The sequence below is a fragment of the Pseudoflavitalea rhizosphaerae genome (assembly GCF_003991355.1).
Classification (GTDB): Bacteria; Bacteroidota; Bacteroidia; order Chitinophagales; family Chitinophagaceae; genus Pseudobacter; species Pseudobacter rhizosphaerae.
Map to the genome: position 1 here is coordinate 222,554 of NZ_RCSU01000011.1, position 22,788 is coordinate 245,341.

The following is a 22,788-nucleotide window of genomic DNA, read 5'->3' on the forward strand; positions in this document are numbered from 1 at the left end:
ATGCCATAAAAAAGGTGTCGCTGGCCGGCGACACCCGAAGCTTTGGCAGAATGTAATAGGAGTCTGTTTTTCCAATCAATCAACCAAAACCAGTGCAAATTATGAAAAAAACTGCCCCGACCACCGAGGTACGGGGGGAAGATGGCAATCCATCCGTCAAAGCCCCCGGCAAAGGTGGTGGCTTCATCAAAATTTTGTTGGTGATGAAATTAACCACGCTACTGCTTACCGTAACCATGCTGCATGCTGCTGCTGCAGGTACGGGCCAGACTGTCTCAATCAACGCGGCCAATATGCCGCTTAAAAAACTGTTCACCGAAGTCAAACGGCAAACCGGCTATACCGTTTTCGGGAGAAATGAACTTTTTCGGTTGTCTAACACCGTTACTATCACTGCCAGCAATATGCCCCTTGCTGATTTCCTGCAGCAAGTGATGCTGTCACAACCGCTTCAGTTCAGGATCAACGGGAAGGATATCATTCTTAGCCGAAAATCAGGTGCTGCCACTAACCGGGAAACTTCAGTCCTGCAGACAACAGAAACATTTGCAACCATCAACGGAACAGTTTATGATGCGGAAGGATTGCTGCTGGAAGGGGCGTCCATCATGCTGAAACGAACGGGTAAGACCACCCAGTCAGACAGCAAAGGACAATTCTCCCTCGATGCATTACCGGATGATATTCTCGTGATCAGCTTTGTTGGTTACACCACCCAGGAAATAAAGGTTGGTAACAACCGTTACCTGAGGGTCCGCCTGAAGCAGGAGGAAGCCCGTATGAATGATGTGGTGATCACAGGTATCGTCAACCGGAAAGCTGAAAGCTTTACCGGCGCTTCCGTCCGATTCAGCAGGCAGGAACTAATGCAGGCAGGTTCCAGGAATATTTTTCAAAGCCTCAAAAGCATGGACCCCGCCCTCAATATTTTTGAGAACCTGGCAACAGGGTCCGATCCGAATAAAATGCTTGAAATGCAGATCAGGGGCACTTCTTCATTCCCTGATGTGAAAGGGCAATACGCTACCAATCCCAATCAGCCATTATTCATTGTAGATGGTTTTGAAATGACCATCGAAAAAGTGAATGATCTCGATATCAACCGCATTGAGTCCGTTACCATTTTGAAAGATGCTTCAGCCAAAGCATTGTATGGCTCACGCGCAGCCAACGGCGTTATCGTGATCGAAACAGTGAAAGTAAAACCCGGTGAGCTCAGGATCAATTACACCGGGACTTATGGCATCGAAATACCTGACCTATCGAGCTATAACCTCACCAACGCACGTGAAAAGATCACGCTGGAAAAAGAACTCGGCGCTTACTACCGTCCACAACCACCCGCCGCACTGATATTCGACAGTCTTTATTATGCCAACCTGCGTGAAGTGCAGAATGGTGTGAATACCGATTGGCTTGCACAACCCACCAGGATAGGCTTCAGTCATAAACAAACAGTTGGATTTGAAGTAGGGGACGACAGGCTCAGAACAGGTCTTACTCTTTTCATGAACAATACACAGGGTGTTATGAAGGGCAGTGAAAGGAAAACGATCGGCGGCGCCTTTCAATTGACCTATCGCTATAAGAAGATCCTTTTCAGGAACCTGCTTCAATATACCGGGATCAAAACCGCCAATTCTCCTTATGGTGAATTCAGCGAATACGCCCGCCTGAACCCATATTGGAGACCTTATAACGAAGATGGCTCCGTAATAAAATTCCTGGGAATCGGCCCCGTTCTCACCGAGCCCGTGTACAACCCGCTCTTCAACGCGATGTTGAATACTACATCCACCACCAATTACACTGACCTCACCAATAATACCTACCTGGAATATTTTATATCGAAGAGCCTTAAACTGGTTGGCAGGTTCGGATTTGCCAATACCGTCAATGGATCAGATGAATTCCTGCCGGGTAATCATACAAGTTTTATCGGTCTCATTGGCGAGAATATGTTCCGCAAAGGGTCCTACAATAAAGGAAATGGAAAAGCATCGATGGTGAGTGGCGACCTGAACCTGAATTATTCCGGCAGCTGGGGCAAGCACAGCGTGTTTGCGAACCTGGGCGGAAATATCAGGGAAGATAAAAGCGAAAGTTTCCTCTATTCCGCTATTGGATTTCCGAACGACAGGATGGATAATATTCTTTTCGCCAAACAATATGCAGAGAATGCCAAGCCAACAGGTGCGGAATCCATCAGTCGCGAATTGGGCGTACTGGCCATCGGAAGCTATTCATACGATAACCGATACTTCGCTGATTTCTCCCTGAGAACAAGTTCTTCTTCTCAGTTCGGTTCGGCTAACCGTTGGGGTAGTTTCTATTCGGTAGGCGCAGGCTGGAATCTCCATCACGAGAAATTCTTTCAAAAAATCCCTCAGATCACGATGCTGAAACTGAGAGGCTCCGCAGGTTATACAGGTTCGCAGAATTTCAATGCTTACCAGGCGCTGTTATTGTATAATTATTTTGTGGATGATTCTTACCAGGGCTTACCCGGCGTTTATCTAAACGGGCTCTGGAACCCTGAATTGAAATGGCAGCAAAAACTCGATTATAATGTGGGCATAGACGCCAGTATTCAAAACAAGCTCAATATCAGGGTTGATCTTTACAAAGCGATCACCACCAACCTGCTGACAGATATCACCATTCCTCCTTCTCTCGGGTTCAGTTCCTATAAAGCCAATCTCGGGCAGATCACCAATACCGGTCTGGAGTTCAGGGTGAGCTATAGAATGTTCGTCAATAACCGGAACCGCCAATCGCTCAACTTGTTTGTAACGGGGATCACCAACCGCAACAGGATCGTGAAGATATCCAACTCGCTCAAGTCCCTCACGGAAGAGCAGGATAAACTATCCGAAGAATCCAATAAACCGCTTGTCCGCTTCCAGGAAGGACAGTCGCTGGAAGCTATCTGGGCGGTACCCAGCCGTGGCATAGATCCGGCTACCGGCAAAGAGATCTTCGTAAAACGAGATGGCTCTTTCACGGATCAATGGGACCCGCTTGACAAAGTGGTGGCCGGCGTGAACCAGCCAAAGCTGATGGGCACTGCCGGACTGAACTTCGAAGTAAAAGGATTCAGCATCGGGGTGATTGCGAGGTACAGGATGGGTGGACAGATCTATAATCAAACCCTCGTTGATAAGGTAGAGAACGCACAACTTAATTACAATGTAGACAAGCGGGCTTATTATGATTCCTGGAAGAAGCCGGGCGATAATGTGCTCTTCAAAAGTATCGGAACCGTCAATACCCTTACCCTGGCTACCTCCAGGTTTGTGCAGGACCTGAGTGAACTGGAGATATCCTCGGTGAACATCGGTTACGATTTCTATCGTCATGCGTTTGTACAAAAACTGAAAATGCAAAGGCTGCAGGTGCTGATGAACATGAACGATATTCTCAGGCTTTCCACTGTTCGTATCGAAAGAGGTACTGCCTATCCCTTTGCACGCTATTGCACACTAACGGTGATGGCTAATTTTTAATAATGAATAAAAGGAAAAGCATGAAAAAGCTATGCTATATACTTTCGGTGGCGGTAATATTTCTGCTGACACTGTCGTCCTGCAAAAAATGGATGGATGTGCAGCCGAAGATCAGCATCAAATCTGATGTATTGCTGCGAACCGAGCAGGGCTACAGGGATGCGCTGATCGGCTGCTACACGCTGATGAAGAACCAGCAGTTGTATGCACGCGAACTGACTTTCGGGTTTGTGGATGCCGCGGCGCAACAATACGATACCTACAATAATGCTGTATACAACGATGTGGCGCGATGGAACTATACCGCCGTTGCATCGGTGAGATCGAAGATCGATGGCATCTGGTCCGGCATGTACAATGTGCTGGCCAATGTGAATAATATACTCGACAATATTGACAGCGATAAAAGCATCTTCACCAATGGCAATTATGAGATCATCAAAGGCGAAGCGCTGGCGATCCGCGCCTTCCTGCATTTAGACCTGCTGCGTCTCTTCGCATCCTCCGATCTTGCATTGAAAGCCATTCCCTATATCAAAACACTTTCCACCAAAGTGATCGGTTCTTCCAATGGCAATGAAGTGATCGGTCTGATCCTGCAGGATGCTGCTGCAGCAGCGGAACTGTTGAAAGATGATCCCATCAAATCCGGCAATAAATATATCTATAGCCAGGATGAATTCATGAATAACCGGCACCAGCGATTGAATTATTATGCGTGCAAAGCCATTGCTGCAAGGGCTTATCTCTGGTCCGGGAAAAAAGTGGAAGCACTTGCGAAAGCGAGGGAAGTAATGCAGGATGCCGACCGCCTCTTCCCCTGGATCCAATCCGCGGATATTTCCGCAACCAGTGAGCGCGATAAAGACTATACCTTCTCCACAGAGAACCTCTTTGCACTGAATGTTCATGACCTGAAAAATATTTCCAATACCTGGTTCATGGCGGCATTGCCCAATAACCTGCTCTTCAGGGGCTCCTACTATTACGAGGAAATGTTTGAGAAGAATTCCATCGGCGCCAATGACTACCGGCTGCTCTTTACTTCAAGACTTTCCGGCTGGGATTATGTCCTCTATAAATATTACCAACCCGACAATTATAAACCTGCTTATGCGGGTATGGTCCCGCTGTTCAGAAGATCCGAAATGAATTATATAGCCGCGGAATGTTTGATTGGCGTGAATAATGAAGAAGCGATCGAACTGCTGAATGAAGTGCGCCGGCATCGCGGCATTACTGTAGATCTGGATCATTCATTGCCCAATACAGAGATAACAGCGGAAATACTCAAGGAGTACAGGAAGGAATTCCAGGGCGAAGGACAGTTGTTCTACTATTGCAAGCGCAATAAGCTGGCAAATTTCCCGGATGGCTACCAGACTGTAACCGATAAAGAGTATGTATTGCCAAAACCTGAAAACGAGATCGAATTCGGGCAATGAGGCAGAAACTTTTTTAGTAAACGAAATTCAACTGTTATGAAACTGATCATTCGATATATGATTTTCCCACTTGCCCTTGTGGCATTTGCGGGCTGTTCCTCCAAGGATATCCAGGGTTACGAACCAGATCCCGGCCTGTTCTTTCAGATACCCGGATCAGGTTCAGTGGCGCTGCGGGATTCCATCATTTATTCTTTTCCCGCAAAACCGGATGTGGGAGATCATGATACCCTCTGGTTCAAAGCCTGTATCATGGGCAATGCTGCTTCCTTTGACCGGGAGATCGGCATCAAGATCAATACAGACAAAACCACTGCTGTTGAAGGAACGCATTTCAGGATCGAAGGAAGAAAAATGCCGGCCGATTCATTTTCCGTGAGAGTGCCGGTGATCATCTACAAGAATGGTTTGAAAGATAAGTCTGTGCGCCTCGAGATTGAAGTGACCGAAAACCAGTATTTCAAACCAGGATATGAACGATACAAAAAAGCTGTTTTCATTTGGGGCGATATGTTCCTGAAACCTGATATATGGGACAAGTCCAATTACAAGTCCGCCTTTGGTGAGTTTACCCCTACCCGTTATGCCTTCATCTTGAAAGCCTGCAATATCACGGAACTGCCGGACCCGATGAACCTGACCTTGCTGGCGTATTACAATTCCGTTGTCCGTAAAGCTTTGTTCGATCGTAATGCCATACCGGGGAACAGTCCACTTACCGATGAGTTGGGCGCTGTTGAGTTCCCCGTGTATACAGGTGTTGGAGGATTGGGATAGGGAACCTGTTATCTTATAACGATTCAATAAGAAAATAATGAAACCAAAATATTGCGGCATTCTGATTGCCTTTTGCATATTGCTGTTAACGGCCTGCGTGAAGGATGAAGGGAATTATTCGTATGGAAAACAAACGGATTATTTTATCGATTCCACCAGTGTATCAACCTCCTTCACGCTTAAACAAAATGAACAATTGATGGTGGAGCCTTCGCTTGCCAATGGCATTTCGGAGAATGGGTTGAGCTACGAATGGTTCCTGAAACAGGAGAGCTTTGCTGTGGACCCTTCCACGGGCGGCTATTATGATGTGAAGATCGGAACAGAACGTCAATTGAATTACAAGATTACCGAAAAACCGGGAAGCTATATCCTGGTGCTGTACACGAAGGATAACAATAACGGCGGGATCACACAATTACTGAAGCGTCAGCTTACTGTGAGTTCCTTCGCTTCTCCCGGATGGATGGTATTGCATGGAGATGGAACTTCCTCGGATATCAGTATCGTGGTGAACAATCGGTTTACACCTGCTGTTCCTTCGTCTACCGATTATGTTCAGGAGAATGTTTTCTCCCTGACGAATGGTAAAAGAATAGAAGGAGAGGGCGCTGGCCTCTTTTATTTGGAAGATCGATGGGTGGAAGTTTTTACAAAAGGTGATCAAGGAGGATACCGGGTCAGTAATAATGATCTTCGCACCATGAACCCTTACAGTGGGATGTTTGTGATGCCGCCCGCAGCTCCGGATATCCGTTACGACGCTTATGCGTCCTGGTCATATAACGAGATGCTGGTGAACAAGGGCGACCTGTATTTTGCTTCCCAGCCCGATGTATACAAGTTTTATCCTTACGGCGTCAAATGTTTTGGGGAAGATTATACGGCTGCACCGTTCTTAGCCAGCTCCAATTTATACTTCACCTATTACGGTGTTTTTTACGATACCAAAAACAAACGTTTCCTCTATATCGATTACGAAAGGAAGGTGAAGCAGTTTGCTGCGCCCGGGCCCAATGCTGCGTTCGATATGAGAAATATAGGTAAAGAGATGGTTTATGCAGAACATGGATTCGATAACAGGTGGTTCTGCCTCATGCAGGATGCAGGAGCGCCTTCGTCCAGGGAACTCTTCGTTTCGAAATTCAATAACTGGGATGATGGAAACCGCGCACTGGAAAGGATCGATATCGGCGCTGCCCAGGGGATGGCTGCTTCCACCTTCTTCGCCTTCGGCAACCGGGGCAATATTTTCTTTCATGCAGATGCTACACATATTTATCAGAATAACTATGCAGGTGATAAAAGTTCAGTTCTTCGTCTGGACGTTGGCGGTAGTTTCCCGGGATATCAGGTAACCTGCATGAATGTATTCAAATGGAGGAATCATCCCAATGATGGCCGTCTCCTGATGGTGGCCCTTTACGATGCAGCAGAAAAGAAAGGAAAACTGTTGCAGATAGATATCAATGAAGTAAGCGGTGTATTCGGATCGATAAAAGAATATGACGGCTTCGGAAAAATCACTGCAATGAATTACAAACTAAAATAAATAATCCTACATGTTGAAGTCATGGTTAATGATCCTGTTGCTCTCCACTGGTTCGGTGATGGCGGCAGGAAAGGGCAAGTATTGTACCCTCGAAGGTGAAATTAAAATGCTCAAGGCGCCGGCTGAAGTAATGGTCATTCAAAGAACAGGCGAATTTGAATCGGATTCGATAACAGCCGCTGCTGTTAATGTGAATGGACATTTCAAAGTAAAGATCCCGGCCCAATACAATGGATTCGTTTTGGAAATAAGGGTGAAAGGGACTCACGATTTTTGCAATTTCATTGCAGAGCCCGGTACCGTTCATATTGCCGGTTTAAGTGGGAAATTTTACCTGGCAACTGTTGAAGGAAGTACTGAAAATAAACGCTGGAATGAATACCAAATGTTTCAGCAGAAATTGAGTAAACAGCAAAATAGTATTTTTCAGAAGACCGGATTGTCCGATGAAGAACGGACACAATTATTCGAAGACCTGAATACCAGCCAAAAGCACTTTACCGATTCTTTCATAGTTGCCAACAGGTCCAGTGTGGTGGCATTGTACATGGCCCGGGTGCCGCTTCCCATGATGAAGCACTACCAGATCGACACAGTCTTGCAACAATTCGATAAGAAATTGCATGGCCATCCTTATTACAAGGAAATGAAAGCAAGGGCCGATGTACTGAGAAGAGTGGCCCCTGGAGCCGTTGCGCCGGACTTCAAAGTGGTTACGCAGGATGGCAAAACACCCATTCAATTGTCTTCCTTCCGTGGAAAATATGTTTTGCTGGATTTCTGGGCATCCTGGTGTGTGCCTTGCCGTGAGGAAAACAAACATACGCTGGCTATTTATAAAAAATTTCATCCGAAAGGATTGGAGATAATTTCATTCTCGCTGGACCATGAACTGCCAGCCTGGCAAAAAGCCATCGAAAAGGATGGTATACTCTGGAACAATGCTTCAGATCTTACCGGTGGTAAAAGATCAAAGGTTGCGCAGGAATATGGGATCGATGGCCTGCCTGCAATCTGGTTGATTGGACCGGACGGGAAGATCATAGCAGAGAGCATTCGCGGAGAAGAGCTGGAGAAAATGCTGGAATCGATATTCAGAAAGTAATATGAAAAATAGAGCAGTAGCGATGAAGCAGACGATCATTTTAATAGCAGCACTTTTTTTCTCGGGGTTGACAAGGGTGGCTAAGGCTGATGAAGGAATGTGGTTGCTGCCATTGTTGAAAAAATACAATGCGCAACAATTGAAGGAAATGGGATTGACGATACCTGTTGAACAATTGTCTGGCATGGATCCTGATGGGCTTGCCGCTTCCGTTGTCATGTTCGGCTCCGGTTGTACCGGGTCGGTTCTTTCAGAAAACGGCCTCGTGCTTACCAATTATCATTGCTCCTATGATGCGATCAGGCAGCACAGCTCAGCACAGCGCGATATTTTCAAGCTGGGATTCTGGGCCGCTGATACGAAACAGGAGTTGCCAGTCAGCGGGCTTTTTGTTACCATCAACCGAAAAGTTCTCGACATAAGTGATGAAATGAAAGCCTTACTGGCCGATCCTTCAAAATGGGCAGGGGCAGGAGAAAAGGACATTTCAAAAGCAGCCATAACCTTCCTGAATAACCGCTATCAGCGCCTGTTCCCGGGTATGAACCTTTTGTTCAGATCGTATTTCAATAATAAACTGCATGTTTTGTACGTGCAGGAAAAATTCGATGATATTCGCCTGGTGGGACTTGCCCCTAAATCTGTGGCAAAATTCGGAGGCGAAACGGATAACTGGAAGTGGCCGAGACAGAGCGCTGATTTTGCGGTCTTCAGGATCTATGCCAGAGCCTCAGGTAAGCCCGCGCCTTATGCTCCAACAAATGTTCCGCTCAAAGTGAAACATCATATCAAGGTATCATCAGCAGGATACAGTGAAGGGGACCTCGCTATGTCAATGGGGTACCCGTTCAATTCCAGCCGTTATGCACCAGCTGCCGAAGTAAAAGAGAAGATGACAGTGATGGTTCCGCCCATTATTGCTGTCCGTCAGCAACGGCTCGCTATCCTGGATGAAGCCATGAAGCTGGATGACCGTATCAGGCTTCTCTATGCGGCAGGTTATGCAGGTTCGGCCAATCAATACAAAGATGCTGTAGGGTTTCAGGAATGGTCCGGAAAACTGGACCTGTATAATAAAAAGAAATCGATAGAATTATCCTGGGCGGGAAGCCTGAGTGATTCTCTGGATATCTTATATGAGAAAGCGGCTGAAGATAGAAAAGCGCTCCAGTATTTGTCGGAAGTATTCCTGGAAAGCTGGAGTACGCTCGGTTTTGTAAATGGATTTGGCCGGGCATTCATGAACATGAGGCCCGGTGTTACCGGTAATAAGGAAACACTCAGGAATCTAAAGAACAATATCCGGTTAAGCTATGATGCCTTCGATCTTGCAACGGACAGGAAAATAGCGGAAGCTGTGCTGAAAATCTATATGGACAGTACAGATCGTAAATACTGGCCCGGACCCTTACTGGCAGCAGCAGGCAAACCAGGTTTTACTGTTGAAGGATATCTCGGCAATTTGTACAGGAGCTCCGTATTTGCTGGCAGCGACAAACTTTTCAGGTGGCTGGAAAATCCTGTAACCCAGATCAAAGAGGATCCGTTGTTCTTATTGGCAGAGGCTGTATCGAAGCAACAATTTGCATTGTTCAGAAGCATAGAGCAGGTCTCAAAGCAGATACGATCTTTACAGCGGAAGTACGATCTGTTGAATCAGCAGCACTATGAAGGCCCTGTTTATCCCGATGCTGATCGTACGATACGTTTCTCTTATGGAAAAATAGAAAAGCTGCAGTATGAGCAGTTTGATTTCCCTTTTCAGATGATGTTCTCTTCATTGATCGAAAAAGGACGACAGCTATATCCTGCGCAATCGGCCAGGAGTAACGATTATCAACTTCATCCACAATTGTTGAAATTATGGGAAGAATTGCAACAGTCCGTTGATCCTTCCGGGAGGGACATGCCGGTTACATTTATCACTAACGGCGATGTAACGGGAGGGAACTCAGGCAGCCCCATGCTGAATGCCCGGGGAGAGCTCATTGGATTGGTCTTCGATTGCAATTGGGAGTCCATGACCAGAAGTTACCAGTACGAACCTTTGTACAACCGGGTGATCTGTGTGGATATTCGATATATCCTGCGACTGACGGATTTTTTTTCCGGTTCGGGAAGAATAACTGATGAGTTGTTAAGGCGGTGAGATTATAAAATCTGCAATGGCTGAATACCCTGAATATCGGTATTCTTTCTATTCAAATTTTCGTCAAATTTGAACAATGAAAGTCCTGGCTATTTACAGCAGCTTGTTTTTATCCGTCGTGCCCGTCCTGTTGCAGTCCCAGGTGATAGACAGCGCTTATGTTGATAGCCTCGTCAACATTCAAAAAAACACCGGTTCGGATAGCACCAGGGCCCGGGCCTGTTATCTGCTGGCGTATTACTGGTCTGCTTATGATAGCACCAAAGCCTGGGATTACCTGGAAGCGGGCCGGAAATACAATGGGAAGAACAAGTACCTGGAGGCGGTATACCTGTTCCATAAGGGGGCTTATTTTTTCGGCCTCGATCATGACAAGGCGATCCGGAATTATCAGGAAGCAGCAAAGCTGTTCAGCAATTTCACGAACCCCGAAAGCTACCGTTTCCAGTCAAGGTGCTGGGGCAATTACGGGGCGCTGCAGCAAAGAAAAGATAATGAACCCGAAATGGTCAATGTATTGCTCACGAAAGCAATCCCATTTGCGGAGAAGTCCGGCGACACTGCTTTGGCAGGCAATTATTATTCAGATGTTGGAATGGTCTTCTCCAACCAGTTGTTACACACTAAGGCGGCCTATTATTTCAATAAGGCGCTTGACTACTTTAAGAAAAGCAAGCCTGCACTGAAAGATGAAGTTATGACTTTACTTCACGCAGCCAGGAACTTCTGTCTTATGGATAGCCTGAAGGATGCAAAGCCACTCCTGGAAAGGATCAGATCACTTTTGAAACCCTTCCCCTATTCTGATCGAAATATCGATCTCGCTATCACGGAAGCTATTTATTTCAGAAAAATAAATTATCCCGAAAAAGCCCTGCGAGTGATCGGTGATGGAATAAAACTGGCTGAAAAACTGAACAGGCAATATTCCCTGAGTGAGGCATTGTATCAGGAATACAAAACCTGGTTTATGATGGGGCATTACAAGCAGGCACTGGCTTCCCTTCAGAAAGTGATGAGAATAACTCCCTACGAATTCGACGATAACAGGGTGATGCATTACAAAGAAATGGCCAGGGTTTATGAAGCTATGGGCAATATTTCGAAAGCATATGAATGGGTAACGAAATACAGCGCACTACAAGACACTGTTTATAAAGAGAACCTCGCAAAGCAAATTGCCGATAACGAAGCGCGTTACCATTTCGTGACCAACGAAAAAAAGATCATACAGTTGCAGGCAGAAAGGCAGGAAGCTGCATTGGAACATAAGAACCAGCAATTGTTGAACTGGTTGCTCGGTGTGGCTGCATCCCTTTTCCTGCTCGCCACTTTATTCCTTATTCTCTTTTACCGCAACAAAAGGAAACAAACGAAACTGCAATGGAAAGAAATGCAGCAACAGCAGGAACTGATGCTTGCCAACGCCATGCTGGAAGGAGAGGAACAGGAAAGACAGCGCCTTGCGCGCGATCTGCATGATGGATTGGGCGGCGCGCTCGCAGGTATCAAAATAAAATTATCCGGGCAGCAAAAGAAGGAAAAAGCACCGCAACTGAATGAAGTGATCCTGCAATTGGAAGATTCCATCAACGAACTCCGCCGCATCGCAAGGAACATGATGCCGGAGAACCTGCAAAAAGCGGGACTGGATACAGCTTTGCGGGATCTCTGCGAATCATTGATGAACGATAATACCAGCATCGAGTTCCATGCTTTCGGCATACAACCGACTATCCCTTTGAATGTTCAGGCCAATATTTATCGCATCGTTCAGGAACTCCTGTCCAATGCCGTCCGGCATGCGAATGCTTCAAAGATCATTGTGCAATGCAGTCAGAACGGAAATACCTTCTTTATTACCGTTGAGGATAACGGACAGGGTTTTGATCTGCATACCATTGGAGATGCTGAAGGCATCGGTTTCCGTAATATCAGGAACCGCATTAAATACCTGAATGGAAATATCGATATTGAATCTGTACCGGCGGAAGGAACAACCATTAACATTGAATTGCATGTCTGATATCAAAAAGACCCTGGCTATCATAGACGATCATCCCATCGTGATCGAAGGATTGAAAGCATTATTGAAAGAAAACCTTGCTTTTGATCAGATCATCAGTTTTACCAACGGCGCCGGTTTCATGAACTTTCTTGCCGGCCACGCTGTGGACCTGGTTTTGCTTGATGTTACCCTGCCTGATATGAGTGGGGTTGACCTTTGCAAACAAATCAAAGGGATCTCCCCGGATACTATTGTACTGGGATTGAGCAATCATGCCGAACGCAGTATCATCCTGCAATTGCTGGAGAATGGGGCTTCCGGCTATATGCTGAAAAGCGCACCGGCGGATGAATTGCTGGAATGTATACAGGAAGCACAATACGGCGAAGTGGTATTCAGTTCTGAAACGAAAAAGTTACTGACAAGGCCCGGCGGTAAAAATCCCAGGCAACTACCTTCCATTACAAAAAGGGAAAAACAGGTATTACAATTGCTGGCCGCAGGAAAGACCACCACCGTTATCGCCAATGAACTTCATTTGAGTCCATTCACTATCGATACCTACCGTAAAAACCTTCTGCAAAAATTCGAAGTGAAGAACACCACCGAACTGTTGATGCTGCTGGTGAAAGAGCGGTTACTCTGAATACCTGATCCTCTTTCTCCCGGGAGAAAGTACCTAAATTCAGGAGGTCTAAAAACCCGATTGTATGGTATTGGAGGGCCTGCCTCCCTGGGATAATTTTGGCTTCTGATCAATACCAGGGAAGCCGAAAACTGGTTGAAGAGTAGGCGAGTAAATTAAATTCACCGCTATGAAGCATGTAAAAAGATTATTACTGGGCACCTTATTGCTGAGTGCATTCACGTTGATGTCCTGTTCAAAAGACAAGGATTCCGATCCCGATCCCGGTGGTGGCCGCGGGAAGAAGATCAAATACAAAGTGACCGTCACCGATGGTAGTATCGGTACTGTCATTTATGGTTTCGATGACAAGACCACAACACTGACTTCGGTTACTGGCAATGCCTGGGAAAGTAATGAAATCGATATACCGTCCGGAGTTATCAGAGGCAGTGTGGCTGGTAACGGAATGGGTAATAATACCAACTCTAAATTGACCACCGAAATATTTGTGGATGGGAAAAAAGTGGTAGAAAATGCTGGTACGGGCATGACCCTGACATCTTACTCGGGATTTAATTTCTAAATACGTAACAGAAAGAACAGCAATAGCAAATTCAATAAAAAGGACGAACTGCAGCATGTCAGTTGTCCTTTTCCCTTTCAAAAAATACCCGCCTAATTATTGCGCAGGTATCTGTGTATAAAATGATCCACTCTCCGATGGCGTATTCAGAAAATCATAAAGGCTAGTTTTCCGCTTTCCCCATCGCATATTGAATGCCCCCCAACAGGTGATTCAAAAATGCCTGCTCCGTATAGGAATCTTCTGTATGGCCTAATGCGGTATACCAGGCCCGGCCTCCGTCATACGAATGGAACCAGCTCATAGGGTGTTGGTCTCCGTTAGTTCCGCCGGTATAGGAATGTTCATCGATAGTGATAAGTACAGTAGTTGCCGGATTGATATTTTTGAAATTATACCACTCATCTTTTCTGTTCCATTCTGCAGGAAGATGTTTTGTGGAAAGATGTTCTTGGTCAACTACCTGCAGTTTCGCTTCCTGCTGCTTAGGATGGCTGGCGAAATAAGCGCCCACCAGTTTGCCGTACCAGGGCCAGTCGTACTCCGTATCTGAAGCGGAGTGTACACCAGCGTAGCCACCGCCTCCACGAATATATTCCTCGAAATACCTTTGTTGTTCTGCATTCAAAACATCACCTGTTGTGTTCAGAAATACTACAGCTGCATATCTTTTCAGGTTCGCGATATTGAACTGCGATGAATTTTCCGTTGTATCTACCTTGAACCCGTTTTCCCTGCCTAATTCCAGGATCGCTGTTCTCCCCTGGGGAATGGAACTGTGCCTGAACCCGGCTGTTTTCGAGAAAACGAGAATACGGGAAGATTTGTCACGGTCCTTATCGCAGGAAAGACAGATGCATACAACGAAAAGAATAATCACTGGCTTGAAGTATTTCATGGGAAAGTTTTACATGATCACTATTATACTATAAATGTATAAAAGCCATGCCGTATCTTTAAATTCCTTTTTACCTTCCTTTGAGTTCACCTTACCTTTATTATTATTGAGGATTTTTAAGGTTTAAATTACTGACTGTTAAATAATTGACAGAAGAACAATCATATGAGCAGGAAGAATTGCTGAGGCTGGTTGCCGGTGGCGACGAAGGCGCATTCCGCGAACTGGTGATGCGCTATTCAGGCTTGCTGTATACATATATCTATAAACATATCGAATCCAAAGAGGCTACAGAAGAGTTGGTGCAGGACGTGTTCTTCCAGATATGGCTGACCCGGGAATCGTTGCGTGAAGTGCGTAATTTCAGGACTTACCTGTATGTTGTATCCCGCAACCAGGCATTGAATGCCTTCAAAAAAATGATGCGTGATTTTCAGCGGCACCAGGAATACCAGCAATGGAAGCAGGTTTCCGGGCCCGAGGAAGATCACCTGAAACGGGAACTGCAATTGTCCATTATTGAAGAAGCCATAGAGAAACTCCCGCCGCAGCAGAAGAAGGCCTGGATCTTGAGCAGGAGGGAAAAGCTCACCTATCAGCAGGTGGCGGAGGAAATGACCATCTCCAAAGAAACGGTGAAGACCTATCTCCAACATGCCCATCAATTCATCGGAAAATATTTGATGGACCGCATGAGCGCACTGTTACTATTGCTTTGGGTAAAATAATTTTTTAAAAAATCCTCTCCCCTTTACCCCCGATCTTTTTATTTGGTTGTCCGTATAATAAACTGCGCTGTTCCAATGCAAGAAAGGCTAATTTATTTATACGAACGATGGCTGGCCAAAACTGCCTCCGAATCAGAGAGACAGGAGTTTATGGCCTTATTGGAAAAGCATGATCCGGATGTGTTGGCCCCTTCAATGAAGGAAGCCTGGCAGAAAACAAAAGAGGAGCATGGACTTTTTACTGCTGAACAAAAGCTCAACCTGGCCAATACAGTATTGGCCAAATCAACTGTGCCGGCGGATACAAGTACTCCGGTTCGCAGCATACATCGCCATCCACGTAGATGGCTCCGCTATGCAGCCGCTGTGGCGCTGCTCCTGGGTGCCGCCTTCGTTTATTACCTGGTTGTTGATAAGCAGGCCGCACAAGAACCTCAAACCTTATCCGGCAATAACCCATCCAACATTCAACCCGGTGGTGACCGCGCTGTACTGACCCTTGCCGATGGCACGGAAATCATTCTCGACAGCGCCAATAACGGAACACTTGCCAATCAGGGTAATGCCCGTGTGGTGAAACTGGCAAACGGACAAATTGCGTATGACCTTACAGGTAAGTCGCGGTCCGAAATGCTGAATACCATGAGGACGCCGAAAGGCGGACTGTACCAGCTCACACTGCCCGATGGGTCCAGGGTTTGGCTGAACGCTGCCAGCTCCATCACTTTTCCTGTGGCATTCATTGGCAAAGAACGAAAGGTAAAGATCACAGGTGAAGCCTATTTTGAAGTAGCGCGGGATCAAAGCAAACCCTTTCTGGTTGATATAGATGGGGAATCCCTGGTTGAAGTACTGGGCACCAGTTTCAATATCAATGCCTACAAAGATGAAGAAGGTATCAGATCAACATTGGTCAGCGGGAGTATAAAAGTATCAACCGAGAATAGAAAAGAAGAAACAGCTATTCTCAAGCCCGGACAAACTTTCGTGGATGGAAGCATTGCCAGTATCGAAATTTCCCGCGTACTCGCATGGAAGAATGGAATTCTTGATTTTAACGGAAGAAGCTTTCAATCCATCATGAAAGATGTTGAAAGGTGGTACGATATCGAAGTGCACTTTACTGGTTCCATTCCCGGTTTCAAATTAAAAGGAGAAATGGACCGTGGGGTTCAGTTGAATAACCTGATGGAGTTCTTACAACAATATGGGTTACAGACGAAACTGGAAGGAAGAAAACTGATCATCACAGAAAAAAAATAAATCTTTTTATGTAAAATCCCTATACCCATTACCCAAACAAAAACCGGAAGTGCTTGAGACCACTCCCGGCAGGATGTTCAGGGTAATAGTAAAATAGAAGCCTGATAGGACTGCTTATTACATCACCCAAACCAAACAAAGTTATGAAATTTTGTTCGTCGCTGGCATGCTCTCAGATTGCCAGCTTCCCTACAGCTTCCAGGCTGAAAAGGGGCATTACCAAAACCCTGTTAGTAATGAAGCTAACCGTATTTCTTCTTACAGCCGCTTTCCTCAATGTTGCGGCCAAAGGTTTGTCTCAGCAAGTCACATTCACCGGCAAGAATGTTTCGCTGGAAGAGGTGATTGCTGTTGTGAAAAAACAAACCGGTTACTTTTTTCTTTACAAGGAAGATGCACTGACCAATGCAAAGCCTGTAACGGTGAAAGCGAATAATATGCCGCTCACTGAATTCCTGGATCTCGTTTTCCGGAACCAGCAATTGAAGTATTCGATCAGCAGTAAAACGATCAATATCTACCCGTCTCCAATTGATGGAGCACATCTGCTTCAACCTTCAGGTAAACCAATAAGCGAACTGGTGCTATATCCTCCCCCCATAAAGATACAGATCACAGATTCCGCTGGTAAACCGCTTCCCGGCGCAACAGTTGTTGTACAAAGCAACAAAAGCTCGGGGATGACAGATGCAAAGGGATTCGTGAATCTCACTCTCCAGGCAGGTGATGTACTGCTTGTTTCGTTTGTTGGTTTTGAAACGCGCAGGATCACCGTGAACAGCGAGGCCATCAACCGGGGCACACTGGTTGTAGTGATGCAGCGTGATGTGGTCAATCTGAACGAGATAGTAGTGGAAGTGAATACCGGTTACCAGCGTATCCGTCCGGAGCATAGTACCGGCGCCATTTCCAGGATCAGTACGAAAGAATTTGAGTCTAGGGTCAGCACCAATTTCCTGGACGGGCTGGTGAACAGGTTGCCTGGCCTGATGATCAACAATGATGTGAACTTTGTCAGCAATGGAGGTGCGTCTTCCAGGCCCTTGTTCAATATCCGCGGTATCTCCACTATGTCTGCCAATCAGAACCCGTTGATCGTGGTGGATGGCTATCCTACAGAGCTCACGCTGAACATGATCGATCCCAACGAAATCAAATCTGTTACGATCCTGAAAGATGCAGCAGCCGCTACGGTTTATGGTGTAAGGGCATCCAACGGTGTGATCGTTATTGAAAGGAAGCAAGCCGTCCAGGGTAAGCCCCGGTTCGCTTTCCGCGTAACAGGAGCCATCACGCCTGAAGAGAATTACAGTAGGTACAGATGGGCGGATGACGCATCGGCTATCGTTACCAACTATCAGAAAGCAACACTGGCAACCAGCGTCAATGCCAATTCATGGGCACAGATGTCTGCTCCGGGAACAGGTGGAGTAAATCGTTCAAAAGCATTTTATATTTTGGCGCAACAGGCAGCTAAGATCATTACACCTGAACAGGCTGCCAATGCATTCGCAGAAATGGAGCAATACGATAATACCGGTGATTATAAAGAATTGTTCCTCCGTCCTGCCTTTACGCAAACCTACAACTTCAATGTATCAGGAGGTAACGCCAATGCTCTTTATTATATCACCGCAAACTATACCGGCAACAAGCTCTCACAGATCAGGAATGCGAACGACAGGTTGTTGCTCTCCGCCCGAAGCACCTTAAAATTCTCCAGGAAATTATCCCTTGAACTGACCACGGATTACCAGGAGGATAACGTTAATACATCGCCTGTACCGGGCATCAACAGCATTGCGCCTTTTGAACATTTTAGGGATGTGAGCGGCAATCCTTCTTTTATCTGGGCAGGAGGCATCTCTCCTTACCTGAACAATGTAATGCTGTCGCAGGGATTGGCCGATAACCTGTATTATCCGTTGGTGGATGTGAATGAGATCAGTAATAAGAACCATACTGTCAACAATAAATTCATAGCTAATTTCAATTACACCATCGGTGCTGGCTTCGATCTGATGTTTGGAGGAATTTATGAAACTTCCCGTTCAAACGGCCGTTATTTTGCCACAGAATTGTCTTCCGTTGCAAGGGATTATGTGAACAGTTATGTAACACGTAATACCGATGGAACGCTTAAATACAATGTTCCAAAGGGCGGTTTTCTTCGTGAACAATCAGGGACCACATCCAGCTATACTGCAAGGGCGCAATTGAATTACAACAAGAAGTTTGGTCAGCATACCTTCAATGGAATAGTGGGAGCGGAGCTGAGGAACCTGATCAACAAAAGTAACCTGGGCTCTTATTTCGGATATAACGATGAAACGCTGCAGCACCAACCCCTCGATCTGTATTCCATCAATACAGGCGCAATCAGGGGGATCTTTCAACTGGGTTCACCCTGGGAAAGACAATATGGAAGCCTGTTTGATCAGCAATACACAGAGGATCGATTTATTTCAGGTTACACCAATCTTGTGTATTCGTTCAGGAATATCTACAGTTTATCCGGTAGTATCCGGATAGACCAGTCCAATCTTTTCGGCACCAATCCGAAATATAAATATAAACCTCTATGGTCGCTGGGAGCGATCTGGAATATAGACAGAGAGGAGTTTATGAAAGATGTGGACTGGGTTAAAATGATGCGTCTTCGCACTGCATACGGCTTCAACGGTAACGTTGCCAAGATGTCTTTGCCGCAGGTGATTGCAGAAGCCGCGATGAATGCTTATACTTCGCCCTCCAGCCCTTCCCTTAAGTTGTTTTCTTATGCCAACAGCAGTTTGCGATGGGAGCAAACGAACAGCTTCAACGTTGGTCTGGATTATGAGTTCTCAAATAAGATCAGGGGCTCTATCGATTATTACAGGAAGAAAAGTATCGACCTGTTAGCCGATGCTCAGATCGATCCTACTATCGGCGCCAGTCCTTCCCTGATCAACAGGGCCACCATTAAGAACAATGGTATCGAGTTCGCGCTGAATGCGGATTGGGTCCATACCAGAAACTTCAACTGGAATACTGGTATCGTAGTGGCGCGCAATACCAGCATGGTGCTGGATGTATACCAGGAAACGAATCATGGGCCACAAACCCTGAACTCGGTGGGGTACGTGAAAGGCTACCCGGTTGGAGCGATGTTCGCTTACCGTTATGCAGGACTGGATACAGCCGGTTATGCGCTGATCAGAAGTAATAGCGGAAAATTCTATCATACAGATGACAGCAAGCCACAATCACCTTCATCGATCGCCATGAACAGCGATACAGCCGGTGTCTCCTACTATATGGGCCCCTCCATTCCAACCATCAATGCCGGTTTGAGCAACCGGATCGATATCGGAAACATGTATATCTTCTGTATGATCAACTACTATGGAGGGTTCAAAGTGAGAGTGCCCAGGCCCAACCCTTCAGCATTAAGGCCCCTGGAAGGTGCTGGCGACTACTGGAAAGTGAAAGGCGATGAAAACAGAACAGACGTGATGGGACTGGCAGCTTACAGTAGCTTCAATTCCAACAACGCATATAATTATGCAGACAAATACGTGGTGAACGGGGATTATATCACTCTGGCGGACCTGACCTTCTCTTACAGGTTCGACAATTTCAGAATCGTGAAAAAAGCAGGCTTCACCAATTTTGAAGTGAAAGCACAGGCATCGAATATTTTCACTGTTGGCCTGAACGACTATAACTACAGCATGGCTACGCGCAGTTATGAAAAGCCGTTCCTGACGCCAACTTATACGCTTGCCATTTTTACCAACTTCTAAAACTGCAAACAAGTGAAATACGCTAAATATATATCCATCCAGCTATTGCTGTTCTGTCTGGTCTTTGCCGGATGTGATAAATACCTGGATGTAACGCCGAAAGGGAAAAGACTACTCACCACTACAGCCGATTACGATCTGTGGTTGAATGATGAATCGGTTATTTACGGCCTTTCTCCGGTAAATAATCTCTTGAATTTTTTGGGTGATAATGTAGATATGGTGAATATCGCCCTTCCTCCCGTAAAAGAACATGAGCTGATCTATACCTGGGCTTCCCAATTTTCCACTGATCTGAATGCTTCTCCTGCATTCTGGGGAGAGCATTATTCAAAGATCAATCACTTCAATACTGTGTTGGTTGGGATTGATGATGCTACCGGCGGAACTATTGTTCAAAAAAGAACGCTGAAAGCCGAAGCTTTGCTGGGAAGAGCATTGGAGTATTTCCACCTGGTGAATGAATATGGAAAATTGTACGATTCAACCACAGCCAGCCAGGACCTGGCCGTTCCTTTTGTTACATCGAACGACGTTACACAGATAGTGCCTGCAAGGATCACGGTTGCTGAAATGCACAAACAGATCATCGATGACCTGAATGCAGCCATTCCCGATCTGCCCGCAGACAACAGCGCCAATCGTTTCAGAGGTTCCAAAGCAGCTGCCTACAGTGTGCTGGCCCGTGTATATTTCTATGCGGGAAATTATACTGATGCGCAAAAGAATGCAGCGCTGGCGTTACAATATTCCAATGCGGTAATGATCAATTTCAATGGAACGATCCCTGCTTCCAACCTGATCAGTGTTCACCCTGATGTTATCTATGGAAGAATGGTCATTGGAAGCAGCATTCCTACGCTTGACTTCTTGCGTTCTTTTGCCGGCAATGACCTGCGAGTAAGAAAACTCTATTACAGCCGGGATGGCTACTCGTTTACAGAAAGAGGCGCCACCCAATTCTTCCCCGCATACGTAACCCCTTCATTTACCTATGCCAATTCCGGTACTTCAGTTCAGGAAATGAAACTGATCATTGCTGAATGCGCTGCACGCAGTAATGATCTGACCACCGCTCTGCAGCAACTGGACGAAGTTCGCATGAACAGGTTCGCCGCCGCCAGCTATGTTCCATTCCAATCGGGCAACCAGGAAGAAGTGCTGAACGAAGTGTTGAAAGAAAGAAGTCATGAACTTCCTTTCACAGGCCTTCGCTGGCTGGATATGCGCCGCCTCAACAAGGAGAACAGGATGGGCACAGTGAACAGGTACGATGCGCAGGGCAATATCATTACTTCCCTGGAGCCTCACAGCGACAGGTATACGCTGCAAATCCCTGTGCAGGTACTGACCTATAACCCGGGCATGAAACAGAATCCCTAACACAAACCAACAACAATGCGTAACACTCATATATTCCTTTTTTTCACTTTTGTTGTTTGGCTGACTGCCTGCAGCAAAGACAAGGCGCCGGCTCCACTTCCTGAAGGTAGTGTACAATTCCAACTGGATGCCAGCAAGGATACCATTGAAATGCCTCTTTCGATCTTGAAGGATACCACGATAGTGCTGGAATTTAAAGCGATGCTGGCCAATTCAACTGCAGGCGCTGATCATTGGGTGAGCTTTGCCGTGGACACTACAAAGATCGCTGACTATCGTTCAAAGTTCGGTGAAGGTTCATTGATGCCTGTGACCTCTTATTTATTCTATAAACCAACTGTTCGTATTTCCGCAGGAAAAAACGAATCAGATATTGCTCAGATCAATTTCGGCCTGCAAACAAAACTGACTGAGTATACAACTTACGTTGTACCTGTTGTGATACAATCGGTTGATGGAAAAGTGGAAGGTGTTGCTACGGAGCGTGTGGTTTATATCGTATTCAAAACCGGAAAGCCATTGTTCATCAACAAGGATGGCTGGACAATCGCTGGTGTATCTTCCGTGTATGCTACATTGGCCGCAGCCAATGTACTGGATAATAATAATCTCTCTACCTACTGGGCCAGCAATATTACTGAATCGATGCCTCAGTGGATCACCATCAACTTCAACAGGGAAATAGTTTTTAATGGAGTGACCTATTATGTTCCTACAGCGTTGAATTATCCAAACCTGGGCGGCTATCCAACTTCTATTCAGATCGAAACGAGTATGGATGGTACCAACTGGACAAACAACGGCATTTTTACCGGCGGCATCGCCAGCAATATGCAAACACTCAATACCGGTGAAATAACAGCCAGGTACCTGCGGTTCACTTCACTTGCTTCCGTGAAGTATATTTCTGCTTATGATGCCATCTTCATCAGCGGCATTTCGCTGGTGCCTTAACGTGAAAGTTTATTCATTCAAGAA

Annotated in this window: 15 protein-coding genes; 14 read left to right on the top strand and 1 reads right to left on the bottom strand. The window is 46.0% G+C overall.

Annotated elements, in window-relative coordinates:
• Positions 1-101: 101 nt before the first annotated feature.
• The 9 genes from D9Y29_RS19130 to D9Y29_RS19170 all read left to right on the top strand — a co-directional run bounded on the left by D9Y29_RS19130 (position 102) and on the right by D9Y29_RS19170 (position 13,753).
• Positions 102-3,506, top strand: a complete 3,405-nt coding sequence (locus D9Y29_RS19130) for a SusC/RagA family TonB-linked outer membrane protein (RefSeq protein WP_127131216.1) — start codon at positions 102-104, stop codon at positions 3,504-3,506.
• A gap of 20 nt (positions 3,507-3,526) precedes the next feature.
• The gene (locus D9Y29_RS19135; RefSeq protein WP_164735481.1) at positions 3,527-4,951 is read left to right on the top strand and encodes a RagB/SusD family nutrient uptake outer membrane protein; all 1,425 of its coding nucleotides are present in this window, start codon (positions 3,527-3,529) and stop codon (positions 4,949-4,951) included.
• 36 nt (positions 4,952-4,987) lie between these two features.
• Positions 4,988-5,728, top strand: coding sequence for a DUF4843 domain-containing protein (locus D9Y29_RS19140; RefSeq protein ID WP_127131220.1), 741 nt, complete (start codon positions 4,988-4,990; stop codon positions 5,726-5,728).
• A 37-nt stretch (positions 5,729-5,765) separates the two neighbouring features.
• Positions 5,766-7,280 (top strand): PKD-like family lipoprotein, encoded by a 1,515-nt coding sequence (locus D9Y29_RS19145; RefSeq protein ID WP_127131222.1) that lies wholly within the window; start codon positions 5,766-5,768, stop codon positions 7,278-7,280.
• 10 nt (positions 7,281-7,290) lie between these two features.
• Positions 7,291-8,385 carry a peroxiredoxin family protein gene (locus D9Y29_RS19150; protein ID WP_127131224.1) on the top strand — a complete coding sequence of 365 codons (1,095 nt, stop codon included), beginning with the start codon at positions 7,291-7,293 and terminating at the stop codon, positions 8,383-8,385.
• Between the two features lies 1 nt (position 8,386).
• Positions 8,387-10,534 carry a S46 family peptidase gene (locus tag D9Y29_RS19155; RefSeq protein ID WP_127131226.1) on the top strand — a complete coding sequence of 716 codons (2,148 nt, stop codon included), beginning with the start codon at positions 8,387-8,389 and terminating at the stop codon, positions 10,532-10,534.
• A gap of 76 nt (positions 10,535-10,610) precedes the next feature.
• On the top strand, positions 10,611-12,560 hold the full coding sequence (locus D9Y29_RS19160; protein ID WP_127131228.1) for a tetratricopeptide repeat-containing sensor histidine kinase: 1,950 nt from the start codon (positions 10,611-10,613) through the stop codon (positions 12,558-12,560).
• Positions 12,553-13,188 (top strand): response regulator transcription factor, encoded by a 636-nt coding sequence (locus D9Y29_RS19165; RefSeq protein WP_127131230.1) that lies wholly within the window; start codon positions 12,553-12,555, stop codon positions 13,186-13,188. The genes D9Y29_RS19160 and D9Y29_RS19165 overlap by 8 nt, the downstream gene beginning before the upstream one ends.
• Positions 13,189-13,357: 169 nt before the next feature.
• Positions 13,358-13,753: a hypothetical protein gene (locus D9Y29_RS19170; RefSeq protein WP_127131232.1), complete on the top strand. Its 396-nt coding sequence runs from the start codon at positions 13,358-13,360 to the stop codon at positions 13,751-13,753.
• A 163-nt stretch (positions 13,754-13,916) separates the two neighbouring features.
• Here D9Y29_RS19170 and D9Y29_RS19175 read toward each other — a convergent pair whose 3' ends face one another.
• The gene (locus tag D9Y29_RS19175; protein ID WP_127131234.1) at positions 13,917-14,651 is read right to left on the bottom strand and encodes a ThuA domain-containing protein; all 735 of its coding nucleotides are present in this window, start codon (positions 14,649-14,651) and stop codon (positions 13,917-13,919) included.
• A 146-nt stretch (positions 14,652-14,797) separates the two neighbouring features.
• Here D9Y29_RS19175 and D9Y29_RS19180 point away from each other — a divergent pair, with 146 nt between their 5' ends.
• From D9Y29_RS19180 to D9Y29_RS19200, 5 genes are all read left to right on the top strand, one after another.
• Positions 14,798-15,379 carry an RNA polymerase sigma factor gene (locus tag D9Y29_RS19180; protein WP_127131236.1) on the top strand — a complete coding sequence of 194 codons (582 nt, stop codon included), beginning with the start codon at positions 14,798-14,800 and terminating at the stop codon, positions 15,377-15,379.
• A gap of 75 nt (positions 15,380-15,454) precedes the next feature.
• Entirely contained in the window at positions 15,455-16,642 is a 1,188-nt protein-coding gene (locus tag D9Y29_RS19185) for a FecR family protein (RefSeq protein ID WP_127131238.1), read from the top strand.
• 143 nt (positions 16,643-16,785) lie between these two features.
• Positions 16,786-20,427 carry a SusC/RagA family TonB-linked outer membrane protein gene (locus tag D9Y29_RS19190; protein WP_206513829.1) on the top strand — a complete coding sequence of 1,214 codons (3,642 nt, stop codon included), beginning with the start codon at positions 16,786-16,788 and terminating at the stop codon, positions 20,425-20,427.
• A 12-nt stretch (positions 20,428-20,439) separates the two neighbouring features.
• Positions 20,440-21,810 (top strand): RagB/SusD family nutrient uptake outer membrane protein, encoded by a 1,371-nt coding sequence (locus D9Y29_RS19195; RefSeq protein WP_127131240.1) that lies wholly within the window; start codon positions 20,440-20,442, stop codon positions 21,808-21,810.
• A gap of 15 nt (positions 21,811-21,825) precedes the next feature.
• Positions 21,826-22,764 carry a discoidin domain-containing protein gene (locus D9Y29_RS19200; RefSeq protein ID WP_127131242.1) on the top strand — a complete coding sequence of 313 codons (939 nt, stop codon included), beginning with the start codon at positions 21,826-21,828 and terminating at the stop codon, positions 22,762-22,764.
• The last annotated feature ends 24 nt before the right edge of the window (positions 22,765-22,788 follow it).